Annotated in this window: 13 protein-coding genes; 7 read left to right on the forward strand and 6 right to left on the reverse strand. The window is 68.1% G+C overall.

The window, feature by feature from the left end:
* Window positions 1-25: 25 nt before the first annotated feature.
* The 4 genes from KB221_08460 to KB221_08475 all read left to right on the forward strand — a co-directional run bounded on the left by KB221_08460 (window position 26) and on the right by KB221_08475 (window position 5,591).
* Window positions 26-769, forward strand: a complete 744-nt coding sequence (locus KB221_08460) for an ABC transporter ATP-binding protein (protein ID WIY68141.1) — start codon at window positions 26-28, stop codon at window positions 767-769.
* Window positions 766-3,150, forward strand: coding sequence for an ABC transporter permease (locus KB221_08465; protein WIY68142.1), 2,385 nt, complete (start codon window positions 766-768; stop codon window positions 3,148-3,150). Before KB221_08460 ends, KB221_08465 begins: the two co-directional genes overlap by 4 nt.
* A gap of 4 nt (window positions 3,151-3,154) precedes the next feature.
* A complete protein-coding gene (locus tag KB221_08470) occupies window positions 3,155-4,366 on the forward strand; it encodes an HlyD family efflux transporter periplasmic adaptor subunit (protein WIY68143.1) in 1,212 nt (403 codons plus the stop codon).
* 769 nt (window positions 4,367-5,135) lie between these two features.
* Window positions 5,136-5,591 carry a response regulator gene (locus KB221_08475; GenBank protein ID WIY68144.1) on the forward strand — a complete coding sequence of 152 codons (456 nt, stop codon included), beginning with the start codon at window positions 5,136-5,138 and terminating at the stop codon, window positions 5,589-5,591.
* A gap of 29 nt (window positions 5,592-5,620) precedes the next feature.
* Here the strand turns inward: KB221_08475 and KB221_08480 are convergent, their stop codons facing one another.
* From KB221_08480 to KB221_08490, 3 genes are all read right to left on the reverse strand, one after another.
* Window positions 5,621-7,000 (reverse strand): hypothetical protein, encoded by a 1,380-nt coding sequence (locus tag KB221_08480; GenBank protein ID WIY68145.1) that lies wholly within the window; start codon window positions 6,998-7,000, stop codon window positions 5,621-5,623.
* Window positions 7,001-7,066: 66 nt separating this feature from the next.
* Window positions 7,067-7,390 (reverse strand): hypothetical protein, encoded by a 324-nt coding sequence (locus KB221_08485; protein WIY68146.1) that lies wholly within the window; start codon window positions 7,388-7,390, stop codon window positions 7,067-7,069.
* A gap of 31 nt (window positions 7,391-7,421) precedes the next feature.
* A complete protein-coding gene (locus KB221_08490) occupies window positions 7,422-7,979 on the reverse strand; it encodes an N-acetyltransferase family protein (GenBank protein WIY68147.1) in 558 nt (185 codons plus the stop codon).
* Window positions 7,980-8,074: 95 nt separating this feature from the next.
* Here KB221_08490 and KB221_08495 point away from each other — a divergent pair, with 95 nt between their 5' ends.
* Complete coding sequence (locus KB221_08495; protein WIY68148.1) at window positions 8,075-8,542, forward strand: DUF1036 domain-containing protein; 468 nt, start codon at window positions 8,075-8,077, stop codon at window positions 8,540-8,542.
* Between the two features lie 14 nt (window positions 8,543-8,556).
* On the opposite strand, the gene KB221_08500 is transcribed toward KB221_08495, so the two are convergent.
* On the reverse strand, window positions 8,557-10,737 hold the full coding sequence (locus KB221_08500) for a prolyl oligopeptidase family serine peptidase (protein WIY68149.1): 2,181 nt from the start codon (window positions 10,735-10,737) through the stop codon (window positions 8,557-8,559).
* Window positions 10,738-10,822: 85 nt separating this feature from the next.
* On the opposite strand from KB221_08500, the gene KB221_08505 reads away from it, so the two are divergent.
* Window positions 10,823-11,686 (forward strand): serine protease, encoded by an 864-nt coding sequence (locus tag KB221_08505; protein ID WIY68150.1) that lies wholly within the window; start codon window positions 10,823-10,825, stop codon window positions 11,684-11,686.
* A 72-nt stretch (window positions 11,687-11,758) separates the two neighbouring features.
* Here the strand turns inward: KB221_08505 and KB221_08510 are convergent, their stop codons facing one another.
* Together KB221_08510 and KB221_08515 are read right to left on the reverse strand one after the other, a co-directional pair.
* The gene (locus KB221_08510; protein ID WIY68151.1) at window positions 11,759-12,628 is read right to left on the reverse strand and encodes an NAD(P)-dependent oxidoreductase; all 870 of its coding nucleotides are present in this window, start codon (window positions 12,626-12,628) and stop codon (window positions 11,759-11,761) included.
* Complete coding sequence (locus tag KB221_08515; protein ID WIY68152.1) at window positions 12,625-13,122, reverse strand: flavin reductase family protein; 498 nt, start codon at window positions 13,120-13,122, stop codon at window positions 12,625-12,627. The genes KB221_08510 and KB221_08515 overlap by 4 nt, the downstream gene beginning before the upstream one ends.
* Window positions 13,123-13,235: 113 nt before the next feature.
* On the opposite strand from KB221_08515, the gene KB221_08520 reads away from it, so the two are divergent.
* Window positions 13,236-14,138 (forward strand): flagellar motor protein MotB, encoded by a 903-nt coding sequence (locus tag KB221_08520; GenBank protein WIY68153.1) that lies wholly within the window; start codon window positions 13,236-13,238, stop codon window positions 14,136-14,138.
* Window positions 14,139-14,167: the final 29 nt, after the last annotated feature.

A 14,167-nucleotide genomic window follows, 5' to 3' on the forward strand; every position in this document is an offset into this window, starting at 1 on the left:
GCCTTCCCCCGCGCACGGCGGGCCGATGACGCGCGCCGCTGACGCCCCGGCCGCGGCGACGCCGGCCCCGCCCTGCTTCAGCGCCCGGGCCGTGACCAAGGTCTACGGCTCCGGTCCGGCGGCGGTGCAGGCCCTGCGCGGCGTCGACCTCGACCTGCCCGACGGCGAGATGGTCGTCGTGCTCGGCGCTTCGGGCAGCGGCAAGTCGACGTTCCTGAACATCCTCGGCGGGCTGGACACGCCGACCAGCGGACAGGTGCTGTTCCGGGGCGCGGACATCAGCCGGGCGGACCAGCGGCAGCTGACCGAATACCGCCGCCGGCACGTCGGCTTTGTCTTCCAGTTCTACAATCTGATGCCCAGCCTGACCGCGCGCGAAAATGTCGCCCTGGTCACCGAGATCGCCGAGGCTCCCCTACGTCCGGAGGAGGCGCTGGCTATGGTCGGCCTGGAGAACCGTCTGGATCACTTTCCCGCCCAGATGTCGGGCGGCGAACAGCAACGCGTGGCGATCGCCCGCGCCGTGGCCAAGCAGCCATCCGTGCTGCTCTGTGACGAGCCCACCGGGGCGCTGGATTCCGCCACCGGCGTGCGGGTCCTGGAGGCGTTGAAGACCGTCAACGACACCCTTGGTGCCACCACCCTGCTGATCACCCACAATGTCGGCATCGCCGCCATCGCCGATCGGGTGGTGATATTCGCCGACGGGCGGGTCCGCGAGGTGCGCGTAAACCGGACCAAGCGCCAACCCCGGGAGATTTCCTGGTGAACCGCCTGCCTGCCTGGATGGGCGCCCTTGACCGCAAGCTGCTGCGCGAGTTGTGGCGCATGAAAGTCCAAGCCCTGGCGATCGCGTTCGTCATCGCCGGCGGGGTCGCGGTCCATCTGCTCGCCGCCGGGATGCTGAGTTCCCTGCAGGAGACCCGGCGAGCCTACTATGAGCGCAACCTGCTCGCGGACATCTGGGCGCCGACGGTGCGGGCTCCGCAACGTTTGATCGACGACATCCGCGCCATCGACGGAGTCCAGGCCGCGGCGACTCGCATCCGGATCCCGGTGCTCTTCGCCATGGAGGGGATGAGCGCGCCCGCCACCGGCGAAGTCCTGTCCTTGCCGGACGTGGGAGAGGCGGGGGTCAATCGGCTGCATCTGGTCCGCGGCCGTCTCCCGACCGCCGGACAGCGGGACGAGGCGGTGGTGCTGCAGGCCTTTGCCGACGCCCACCGGCTCGAGATCGGCGACAGGATTCCGGCCACGATCTACGGGGGGCGGCGCGAGCTGGCGGTGGTGGGGATCGCCCTGTCGCCGGAACACGTCTACGCCATCGGCCCGGGGCAGTTCGTTCCCGATGATCGGCTGTTCGGCGTGCTCTGGATGCGGCGCAGCGCCTTGGCGCAAGCCGTCAATCAGGACGAGGCCTTCAACGAATCCGTGGTGCGGCTGTCGCGCGGTGCCTCCGCGCCCGCCGTGATCGCCGCGCTCGATCGCCTGCTGGTGCCCTATGGCGCGCCGGGAGCCTATGGCCGGGCCGACCAGATCTCGGACGCCTTCGTCTCCAGCGAGATCGACCAGCTGACGACCATGGGCCGGGTGCTGCCGCCGGTCTTCCTGCTGGTGGCGGCCTTCTTGGTCAACGTGGTGATCTCGCGGCTGATCGCCGTGCAAAGGGCCGGCATCGGTCTGCTGAAGGCCTTCGGCTACCGGGATCGCGACATCGTCGCCCACTATCTCAAGCTCGTCGCCGTCATCGCGGCGGCGGGGGTGCTGATCGGAGGCGCGGCGGGAACCTGGCTCGGCCGGGGCATGGCGGAGCTCTATATGGAGTACTACCGCTTCCCCTTCCTGCTGTTTCAGGCGGATCCGGCCGACTACGCCACCGTGGTGGGGGTGGCGATGCTGACGGTAATGGGCGGCGCGGTCCTGGCGGTGCGGCGGGTCGCGGCCCTGAGCCCGGCGGAAGCGATGACCCCCGCGCCGCCGCCAGACTATTCCAAGGCCGCCGGGGCCTGGATCACCCGGATCAAGATACTCGATCAGCAATCGCGCATGATCCTGCGCCAGATCATCCGCTGGCCCTGGCGCGCGGCCCTGACCGTGGCCGGAATTGCAGCCTCGGGCGCGTTGCTGATCGGCACGATGTCGATGATGGACGGGATCAAGGTGATGATCGACTCCAGCTTCACCGTATCGAACCCCCACGATGTCTCGGTGAGCTTCGTCGAGCCCCGGTCTCGGGCTGCCCTGTTCAGTCTCGCCCGAGAGGATGGAGTGCTGGCGGCCGAGCCGTTTCGTGTGGTCCCGGTTCGCCTGCGCCACGGCGCGCGCGAGGAGCGGGCGGTGATCACCGGCGCGCCGTTGGACGGGACCTTGTCCAGGATGGTCGACACCCACAATCGGCCGGTCCAGCCGCATCCCGGCGGCCTGATCCTGTCCAGCGATCTGGCCGCCAAGCTCCAGCTCGTGGCGGGCGACACCGTCGAGGCGCAGGTCACGGAAGGCCGCCGACCGTTGCTCGCGCTTCCGGTCGCGGCCGTCACCACCAGCTATGTCGGCTCCGGGGCGCGGATGCGTATCGAGGACCTGAACCGGGCGCTGGGCGAGGGGGCGCAGGTGTCGGGGGCCTGGCTGACGGTCGACGCCGACCGGACGGCGAGCCTTTACACTCATCTGAAAGAGACGCCCGCCGTCGTCGGCGTGGGTCTGCAGGCGGAAGCCGTGACACGCCTCGCCGCCATGCTCGACGAGAACCTGGGCAGGGCCATCCTCGTCTACGTCTTCTTCGCCGGCCTGATCGCTTCCGGGGTGGTCTACAATACGGTGCGCATCTCCTTCGCCGAGCGCCAACGTGAGCTGGCTTCACTGCGGGTGCTCGGCTTCTCGCGCGCCGACGTCTCCTACATACTGTTAGGGGAGGTGGCTTTTCTGACGCTCCTCGCTCTGCCGCTGGGCGCGGCGGCAGGGGCCGGTCTCGCCTGGTATCTGGCCCACGCCATGAGTTCCGACCTTTTCCGGCTGCCCTTCGCCGTCGCGCCCGCGACTTTCGGCATGGCGGCGGTGGTGGTGCTGGTCATTACTGTCGCGGCGAGCCTGATGGTGCGGCGGCAGATCGATCGGCTCGATCTGGTCGAAGCCCTGAAGACCGGAGAGTAGCGCATTGAAAATCAGCCGGTTCAATCTCAAATTCCGGACGCTGTTCTGGGTCGCCGTCGCGCTGGCGCTGGCGGCGCTGCTCGTCTTCGCCTTCCGGCCGCGCCCCGTCCTCGTGGACCTCGGCGAGATCAGCCGCGGCCCGCTCACGGTTTCAGTCCGTGACGAGGCGCGCACGCGGGCGCGAGACGTCTATTTGGTCTCTGCTCCGGTCTCGGGCCGGTTGCTGCGTGTCGGCAACCGCGCGGGCGAGCGGGTCGAGGCCGGGGCGGTGATCGCGATCATCGAGCCGGCCCCGGCGACCTTCGTGGACGAGCTGTCCCGGCTGGAGATTCAGGCCGGAGTCCGCTCGGCCGAGGCCACCCTAGCGCTCGCGCGCGCCGAGCTGGAAAGCGCCGAAGCCCGGCTGGCTTATGCCCGGATCGAGGCCGATCGGACCGAGACCCTGTTCGCCGCCTCGGTCGCGTCGCAAAGCGCTCTGGACCGCGCCCGTCTCGATGTGCGCACCGCCGCCGCCGCCGCCGGCAACGCCCGGGCGGGTGTCGGCGTGCGGCAGGCGGCCCTTGAGGCGGCCCGGGTGCGTTTGATCGAGCCGGCCGCCGCGAGTTCCGGGGGACGCACGGTGACGATCCGGGCGCCGGTGGCCGGGCGTGTCCTGCGGGTGCTGCAGGAAAGCGAAAGCGTGATCGCGCAGGGCGCGCCCGTGTTGGAGATCGGCGACCCTCGGGATCTCGAGGTAGTCGCCGAACTGCTGTCGAGCGATGCGGCGCGGATCGTCGCAGGCGCGCCTGCGGTGATAGACGCTTGGGGGGACGGACCGCCGCTTCGGGGGCGGGTCCGGCAGGTCGAACCCTACGGGTTCCTCAAGGTGTCGGCCTTGGGCGTCGAGGAGCAGCGGGTCAGGGTGATCATCGATCTGGTCGATCCGCCCGCGGCCTGGTCCGCCGTCGGCCACGGCTACCGGGTCGAGGCGGCGGTGATTGTCTGGACCGGGGAGGCGGTGGTCCGGGTTCCTGCGGCGGCCTTGTTCCGGGACCGGGGGCGATGGGCTGTGTTCAGGGTCGAGGGCGGAAGGGCGCGGTTGCGGCGGGTCGAGATTGGCCAGAACAACGGGCAGCTGGCTGAGGTCCGCTCGGGGTTGAAACCGGGCGACCGGGTGGTGCTTCATCCCGGGCAATCCGTCTCCGACGGCGGCGCGTTGCGGGTCCGGCCTTCCTGACCGAACTGGAGTTGCAACCTCGTGACGCGCATGAAAATTGGAGCGACCAGCGGGAATCGAACCCCCGACATCTGGCTTCGGAAGCTGGATGTCCTTTTGCGATTATGGCCTTACCAGAGTGACACCCGCGAGCGTTCGCTCCGCCGACAAGCGGACGATCGGCAATGGGTCTGGTCGCGACGAGTTTCAAGCGTTGCCAGTTCCGTCGATGCGGCGATCTCGACGGGCAGCCCAAATGGACGCCTGCCTCAGCTTCGAGGTCTGCTTGTAGACGATCAACCAATGTCCATTCCTGGCGCATATCCGCCGCCACGGGGCTTGCGTTCAATCGGCGCCGCCCTGAACGTCCATGCCGGAGCCGCCCTGCTCGATTGCCGTGGCGTTCTCATAATTCGGCAGCGGTCTGGAACCATGCCGCCGCTTAGATGCCGAATTGAACGAATGCTGGAGACGTGTGGCAGCTTGAACCGGCCCGAGAACTAATGCACACCGCCAATGCACATGGTTCCCGAGCATAGAAGAGCGCTCTGTTTTTGCTGGTGATTATGGCGGCGCTGGTGGTCCTAGTTCCCCAGCCATCCGCCCCTGCTGACGGCGTCAGCCCTTCCGACAGACCTTTTGCATCCAGTCGTCCCGCTTCGGGGCCCTGCCGCATGCAAATTTGCGCAAATGCATCGATGGCGGTGAACCGATCGGGAATCCGTGCGTTGGGTGTCCGCTAACCGACACAAGAGTGTTAATGCGTCCGGTTGGCGCCCGGGGGATTGCCGTGTCTGAAGTACCCGACCTTCGGGTCCTGATTGTCGAAGACCAGGCCTTGCTCGCCATGGAGCTTGAGCTGGTCCTGTCCGAGTCCGGCTGCAACGTCGTGGGCTGTGCCATGGACACGGCCGGTGCCCTCGCGATCGCCGAACAGGACCGGCCTGAGCTGGCCCTGGTCGACATCAATCTGCTGGACGGGATGACCGGTCCTGACATCGCCCGACGCCTGATCAAGGACCACGGTACGGCCGTGGTCTTTCTGACCGCCAATCCGGAACAGATCCCCGACGGGTTCGCGGGCGCGCTGGGTGCGGTGTCCAAACCGTTCGACGAGACCACCATCCTCGGCGTCGTCGCCTTCGCCCGCCAGTTCATCCGGCATGGCGCGTTTGCGGAGACGCCGCGCCGCTTCAGCCCGGCACCCTGGCTCACAACGGTCCCGAACGGGATCGCGCCGCGCTAGGCACCCGGCCTGCACGGCGCGACCATCCGTCACTCGATCCTGAGCCGGGCGAAGATCATTCCGCCGTCCGGATCGCCGCCGTAGAGCGGCTCAAGCCCTCCCGGTACGCTGTTGACGCTGTAGAGCGCGCCCAGGCCGAGATGGACATTGTCCGTCACGCGCCAGTCCCGGACGGCCCCGATCGAAGCCTTCGATACGACATAGAGCGGGCCGTGGCCTCCGCCCGGGCCCGCAACCAGCTCGTCCGTCTCGATCCGCTCGGCCCGGGCGAACACGGTCCAGGCGCCGTCCGGGGTGAAGGCAGTCTCCGCGAGCCAGGCGTCCTTCGATTCGTCGTGGTCATTGGTCTTCCGACCCCAGGCGAATGTCGAACTCCACCAGCCGTCCCGACCGACGCGCCGGGTGTGGATGGCGCTGGCGGACAGCTTGGTCTCGTCCTCATCCGGCTCCAGCTGCTCCGGGGCGGTCACATCGGCGTATGACGCCTGCAGCGACCATTCCGGCGACGGGTTCCACGACGCCCGCACCGCCCAGCTGTCCAGCTCGGGCGTCTCGATGTCATAGCGATCCTCATCCGGCTCGCGGCCGCGGAAGGTCGAGGCTTCCAGCTTGAAGGCGTCATGCACCCAGCCGACCGTCGCCACGCCGAAGACGATGTGGGTTGAGTCCAGCCAGTGGTGGGTGATCGGTGCCTCGGGGCTGTCCATGGCGCTCATGCGATGCATGAAGGCAGGCGGTCCGAAGGCCGGCTCGCCGGGCAGGCCGATGTAGGCGAAGACGCTGTCGCTCTCGCCAAGCCTGCGTGCGTATGAGGCCGACAGCTCCATCACCAGCTCATGGGGATGCTGGCGATCCACCAGCGGCGTCACACCGTCCGCCGTCTCGCCGGCGGCCAGCAGCAGGGGGAAGCCCTCCTTGCCCATGAAGGGGTCCGGGCTCAGCATCGCCCGCAGGTTCAGGACCGAGCCGTCGGCGAAGTCGCGACGGGCGGCGCCCATGATCATGCCGCTGACAAAGGTCTTCTCGTCGCCGCGCGGGCCGTTCTGCCGGTCATGGACGAGGTTCAGCCGGGCATGCCCCATCAACGACCAGTCGCCGGCGGTGGCGTGGACGCCGCCGTGCTCGGCCAGATCGGGCTGCCAGCTGGTGCCCGAGGCGTCGCGGGTCATCGGCCAGGGTCCGAGCGCACTGGTCATCGGGTGATCCATCGCTGCCATGTCATGGCCGGCGTGAGGGTCCACGGGCTCTGCCTGTGGCGCGGGCATGACCATGCCGGGCGTGTGAACGTGCTGTTGGGGCGCGGCCGCTGCGGGCGGCATGGCGGGGTGGGAATGATCCTGCGCGGCGGCGGGCATGGCCAGCGCAAGCAGGGATGCGCCCGTGAGGGACGCGGATAGACGGACAGCCATCATGGCCTCCTTGGGAACATGGGACGATCGCGCGCCGCAGCAGCGGCACAGTGAAGAGCGACGCGATCAGGCCTTCGGCGGCCCATGCTCCGGAGCGGGCATCCGGCCGATGGGCAGGCAGGCCGGAACCGGCGGCGCAGGCTTTGCCGGGCGGGCTGTCAGGTCGCGCGGCGGAGGCTGCACGGGCGGTGCGACGACGCAGGAAACGCAGCAGGCCATGGCCGCCATGGCCTTGCCGGACGGGGCAGGGGCCTCATGCCCCACTCCGGCATGGGCGGGGGCCTCATGACAGGGCGGGGCGTCCGTCGTCATGGCCGCACCGGGTGCCACGCCCAGCAGAAGCACCGCCAAGGCGCCCAGCAGCATCAGGATGACATTCAGGCTCCGCACGGAGGCCATCCACGCCCGTTACAAGCCGGTGTCAAGCGAGGCCGCCCGTCAGGTCCAGCCCCGGCGAAGCCGGCGGCGCACCGTCGGGATCGAGGTCCAGCTGCATCAGGGTGACGTCCAGCCACCGTTCGAATTTCCAGCCAACCTGGCGATAGACGCCGGCGTCCCGGAATCCGAGCGCCCGGTGCAGGGCGATCGACGCCTCACTGGTGTCACTGTCGCTGATGGCACCGATCAGATGCCGCAGGCCATGGTCGCGGCTTCGGGCGATCAGGCCTTCGAGAAGGGCCCGGCCCACGCCCCGCCGACGCGCGTGCGCCTCGACATAGATCGAAACCTCGACGCCATAGCGATAGGCCGGACGCGGCCGGAACGGCGAGGCATAGGCATAGCCGGCGAAACGGCCATCGGTTTCCGCGACGAGCCACGGCAGGGCGTGTCCCTGCACCGCCGCGAAGCGCCGGATCATCTCTTCAAGCCCGGGCGGCGTGGTCTCGAAGGTGGCGGTGCCGCCCTCGACCTCGGCGCCATAAAGGGCCGTGATCGCCGGCAGGTCGCCTTCGACGGCATCCCTCAGCACAGGGCTCATCGGGTCCGCCGGGGTCGGGTGCAGTTGTCAGCAACGGTCAGTGGCATCTTCGGAGAACCTTGTTAACCTAAACCCTCAACCGGGGAGAGGGGATCATGAGAACACATCTTTTCGTCGCGGCTCTGGCCGTTTCAATCGTCGCCGGCTCGCCGGGCGTGGCCGCCGCCCAGTCCAAGCCGGGCATGGCACCCCCCGCGCCGCCGCCGGCCTCTACCATCGACATCCGGGTCTGCAATGAGAGTGGCCGCAACGGCACCGTTGCGATCTCCTATATCGAGGTCGGGACCGGCCGGTTCATCAACCGCGGCTGGTACACGGTGAATGCGGGGGCCTGTACCGCGCTGGTCTCCACCGACAACACCATTTTCTACATGTATGGCGACACGACGGATGGCTCGGGCCGGGTCTGGCGTGGCAACCATCCCCTGTGCGTCCAGTACCCCGGACCCTACACCTTCTGGTCCGACGGCAGCTCGACGTGCCCGGCGGGCTACGAGACCCGTGACTTCGTGGTTCTGACCGCCGAGAGCGTCGGGCAATATACCTGGACGCTCGAACCCTGAGGCCGGGGCGGGGCTCAGCCCCGCTCCCACCCCTTGTCGATGGCCCAGACGGCGAAGGCATAGTCGTGGGCGACTTCCTTCAGATAGTCGAACCGCCCCGATGACCCGGCGTGGCCCGCTTCCATGTTGATCTTCAACAGGATTGGCTTGCCCGAGGTCGTGGCTGGCCGCAGCTTCGCCACCCATTTCTCGGGTTCCCAGTAGGTCACCCGCGGGTCCGACAGGCCGCCGGTGGCCAGCACCGCCGGATAGGCCATCGGGCCGACCTGATCGTAGGGGCTGTAGCTCATCATGTAGTCGTAGGCCTCGGGGTCCTCGATCGGATTGCCCCATTCGGGCCATTCCGGCGGGGTCAGCGGCAGGCTGACGTCGCTCATGGTGTTGATGACGTCGACAAACGGCACGCCGCCGATCACCCCGGCCCACAGGTCAGGCCGCATGTTGTTGATCGCCCCCATCAGCATCCCGCCTGCCGACCGGCCCTCGGCCACGATCTGACCGGCCCGGGCATAGTCGCGGGCGATCAGGTGTTCCGCCGCGGCGATGAAGTCGGTGAAGGTGTTCTTCTTGGTCATCCGCCGCGCGGTCAGGAACCAGTTCCAGCCCTTGTCGGAGCCGCCGCGCACGTGGGCGATGGCGTAGATCCAGCCCCGGTCGACCAGCGACAACCGGTTGGTCGAGAAGCTGGCCGGGATCGGGCTGCCGTAGGAGCCGTAGCCGTACAGCAGCACCGGCGCGGAACCGTCGACCGGCGTATCCCGCCGGCGCAGCACCGTCACCGGCACCAGTTCGCCGTCAGGGGCAGGGGCGTTGAGCCGTTCCACGACATAGTCCGCCGCGTTATGGCCGGACGGCACCTCCTGCACCTTGCGCAGGGTCCGCTCGCGCGTCGCCAGGTCGTAGTCATAGGTCGAGGTCGGCGTGGACGGCGAGTTGTAGCCGTAGCGCATGACCGTGGTGTCGAACTCCGACGCCCCCGCCAGCGACAGGGAGTAGGCGGGCTCGTCCACGGCGATCTCGTGCTCGGCACCGGCCCGGTCGCGGATGATGATCCGGGTGTTGGCGTCGGCCCGCTCCTGACGGGCGATATGGTTCTTCACCAGCGCCACGCCCTCGATGTAGCGGCCCGGCGTGTGCGGGACGAGATCGGTCCAGTGCGCCTTGCCCGGCGTCGCCGTCGGGGCCTCGACGATCTTGAAGTCGATGGAGTCGTCGGCATTGGTGCGGATCACCCAGCGGTCACCCCAGTGGTCGGCCTCGTACAGCCGGCCGACGTCGCGCGGCTGGAGCACGACGGGCGTTGCGGTCGGGGTGGCCCCCGGAATGACCCGCGCCTCGGATGTCTCCTGGTTGCCCACGGTGATCAGAATGAAGGCGTCATCGGCCGTGCGGCCGACGCCGATGAACATGCCGTCGTCGTCCTCCTGGTAGACCAGGGTCGTCTCGCCACCGCGAGCGGGCCGGCGGAAGATCTTGTCCGGACGGCCGTTGTCGTCGCGGTTGGTCCAGAACAGCCACTGGCTGTCGGGTGAGAAGGTGAAGTCGCCGATGGCCGAGCCGACCGGATCGGGCAGGACCTCACCGGTCGCCAGATCCTTGACGAAGATCTGGTGCACCTCGGACCCCTGCGCGTCCTCCGAATAGGCGAACAGGGTATGGTCCGGGCTCTGGCCCGCCGAGGACACCTCCGAATAGGCCTTGCCCGCCGCCAGGGCGTTGGCGTCGAGCAGCAGCTGGGCTTCACCGGCCCCGCCCCGCGGCCTGCGCATATAGCGGGGATGCTGATCCCCGGTGCGGTATTCGACGTAATACTCCCACGGGCCGTCAGGGGAGGGGACCGAACTGTCCGCCTCCTTGATCCGCCCCTTCATCTCCTCGAACATCGCCGCCTGCAGGGGCAGGGTCGAGGCCATCATAGCCTCGCGATAGGCATTTTCCGCCTCGAGGTGTTCCTTGACGTCGGCCTTGATCAGCGTCGGGTCGCGCAGCACGGCCTGCCAGTTGTCGTCCTTCATCCACTGATAGTCGTCGGTGCGGACGCGCCCCAGCTGCTCGATGCGGACCGGAATCTTCTTCGCGACGGGCGGGACGGGCGTACCTTGGGACATCGAGGCTCCGGATGGGCGGGCTTGGGCGGGAAGGGCGGTTGCCGCGAGCACAGCGGCGGATGTGGCGAGAAGGTCGCGGCGGTTCATGTCGAAGCCCCTGAAATGACGCCGGACCTTGTGCCCGCACGCCACCCGCCGTCAAATGACAAACGCCAGTGACGGGACAGGCTCCATGTTCGATCTTCAGACGCCGCCTCAACCCGCCTGGGAGCTGGTGCAGGCGCAGGACCCGGTTCAGATCCAGGAGCCGCCCATAGCGGAGCTCGCTGCGCCCGCCTGGGACCTGACCGTCGGCCTGATCAGCGCCACGGTCCAGATCGATCAGAACAACGGTGACGGCACCCGCCGCGTCGGCACAGCCTTCCTGATCAATGCGCCGCGCCCGGACGGCACGCCCCGGACCGTGCTGGTGACGGCGCACCATGTGCTCGACGGCATGAGCAACCGGGACGCCCGCATGGGCTGGCGCAGCGAGATGCCGGGCGGCGGCTGGCGGTTCGCGCCCGATCCCTTGCGCATCCGTGACATGGCCGGCGACCGGCTCTGGACCAAACATCCCGAGCGCGACATCGCCGTGATGGAGATTTCGGCCCCGCCGGCCTTCACCCGCGCCGCCATACCCCTGGGCTGGCTGGCCAGCGGTGAGGACCTGGACAGCTGGCAGGTCGGGCCGGGGGACGAGCTGATGACGCTCGGCTTTCCGCGCGGCTATTCGTCGAACACAGCGGGCTTTCCAATCCTGAGGACGGGCCGCATCGCCTCCTGGCCACTGACACCGGTCGAGAACTTTCCGGTCTTTCTGCTTGATTTTCCAGTCTTTCCGGGAAACTCAGGCGGGCCCGTTTTCTGGACGCCGGCCGCGCGCAAACTGCCGGGCACCGTGCAGCCCGACCATCCGTTCATCGCTGGTGTTCTGACGTCCGAGGTCCGTCCGTCGGATGAACCGCTGGGCATCGGGGTGGTCGCACACGCCAGCTATGTCCGTGAAGCGATCGCCTTGCTGGATGCCGCGCCGACGGTGGGTCAGGGACCGTAGGTCGCGTCCCCGGAGCTGTATCCAGAATGCGCATAAGATATATTATGCGAAATCATGGAGCCGTACTCGGGCTCAGGCCTTCCTGACCCGGTCCTGCAGCCGAGCCGCCAGGCTCGAGGTGTCCCAGCGCGCGCCGCCCATGGCCTGAACCTCGGAATAGAACTGGTCCACCAGCGCCGTCAGCGACAGATGCGCGCCGTTCGCGCGCGCCTCATCCAGCACCAGACCCAGATCCTTGCGCATCCAGTCGACGGCAAACCCGAACTCGAACTGGCCCTCGGCCATGGTCTTCCAGCGGTTGTCCATCTGCCAGGACTGCGCGGCACCCTTGGAAATGGCGTCATAGGCCGCGGTCGTGTCGAGGCCCGCGACCTCAGCGAAATGCACCGCTTCCGCCAGACCCTGAACGACGCCGGCGATGGCGATCTGGTTGACCATCTTGGTCAACTGGCCGGAGCCCGACGGCCCCATGTGTTTCACGGCCTTGGAATACGCCATCAGGGTCGCCTCGACCCGCGCCAGCGCAGCCGCATCCCCGCCGGCCATCACGCTGAGCTGGCCGTTCTCGGCCCCGGCCTGCCCGCCGGAGACCGGGGCGTCGATGAAGGCGCATCCGGTTTCGGCCGACAGCGCGGCCATCTCGCGCGCCACGCGGGCTGAGGTCGTGGTGTGATCGACGATCACGGCACCGGCGGCCAGATGCGGCAGCGCCTCCGTCACGACCTGCCGCACATCATCGTCATTGCCGACGCACAGGATGAGCAACTCGACGCCGTCTGACGCCTGCGCCACCGTCGCGGCGAATGCTCCGCCGGTCGCATCGGCCCAGGCCCTTGCCTTGTCCGGCGAGCGATTGAAGCCCGTGACCTCATGTCCTGCCTGAACCAGATGGCGCGCCATCGGGCCGCCCATCACGCCCAGACCCGCGAAACCGATCTTCATACGCCTGGCTCCTCGGCGACGCCGTAGCGTCCACGGAAATAGGTCAGGCCGGCCCCTGCCCGCGTCTCGAACCCCTTGACCGCGCCGACGATCGTCAGGTGGTCGCCCATGATGATCCGCTCCGCGGCGACGCAGTCCAGTCGGGTCAGGGCGTTCTTCAATCTGGGCGGCTCAGGGCTGGAACTGTCGAATTCGTCGGATGACAGGCGGCAGACGCCCCAGGCGAAGCGATCCGACATCTCGCGGTCCTCGACCGGCAACATATGCACGGCGAATCGTTCAGCGCCGGCGAAGCCGTCGTGGCGGTCCGAGGCCCGGTCCAGACACCAGAGTACCAGCGGTGGCCTCAGGGACACGGATGTGAAGGAGTTGATCGTGATGCCGTAGGGCCCGTCGGGCGTATGCGCCGTCACCACGCAGACCCCGGTCGCGAATCCTCCGAGGGCCCGGCGATAGGCGGTGATGTCAAAGGCGTCGGTTTCGGAGGTGCTCACGCCTGACGACTATGCGACCGGCCCGGTCCGGGCAAGGCGCGACATGGGAAACGCGGCCTTAACCTTGAGGCCCCCACCCTGCCCCTGAGTTCTTCGCCAAAGGTCCGCCTGCCATGTCCCTGAGCGATCGTCCGATCCTCATCAAGAAGATCAAGAAGGTGGTCGGCGGCGGCCACCATGGCGGTGCCTGGAAGGTCGCCTACGCCGACTTCGTGACGGCGATGATGGCCTTCTTCCTGTTGATGTGGCTGATCAATACGACCGATCCCGAACAGAAGCGCGGCATTGCGGAGTATTTCGCGCCGGCCAGTGTGTCCTCGACCACCTCCGGCTCCGGCGGGATTCTGGGTGGCACGGCCCTCGGCGACGACGGCTCCAAGAGCTCGGGTTCCCAGTCCGTGATCAGCGAACTGGCCCCTGAGGCCCCGGCTGATTCGCCGCAGGCAGTCGGCCAGAACTCGAACCTCGCCGCCGCCAGCGAAGAGGCCCTGCGCGAGGAGATCACCCGCCGCGAGGCCGCCGAATTCGCCTCGGCCGCCGAATCGCTGCGCCAGGCCATGCAGTCGATGCCGGAACTGGCCGAACTGTCGAAACAGCTGATCATCGACCAGACACCGGAAGGTCTGCGCATCCAGCTGGTCGACCAGGAAGGGCGGTCGATGTTCGATCCGACCTCCTCCCGGCCCAACGCGCGGGCCCAGCTGCTGTTGCGCACCGTCTCGCGGGTCATAAACCAGCTGCCCAACCGCATCTCGATCACCGGCCACACCTCGGCCGCGCCCGGATCAAACCGCGCCACCCTGCCGACCGATTGGGCCCTGTCTTCGGCCCGCGCCAATGCCTCACGGCTGATCCTGCAAAGCGCCGGCGTGGACGGCGACCGGGTCTATCAGGTCTCGGGCAAGGCCGGTTCGGATCCGCTGTATCCCGATGATCCCACCCTGGCCGGCAATCGCCGCATCGCCATCGTCCTGCTGCGCGAGGCTCCGGTCCTGCCGACGGATACCAGCCTGTGAGCCCGCGCCCCGCATGCATGTGTGGGGCG

It is taken from the genome of Aquidulcibacter paucihalophilus (genome assembly GCA_030285985.1).
Classification (GTDB): Bacteria; Pseudomonadota; Alphaproteobacteria; order Caulobacterales; family Caulobacteraceae; genus Brevundimonas.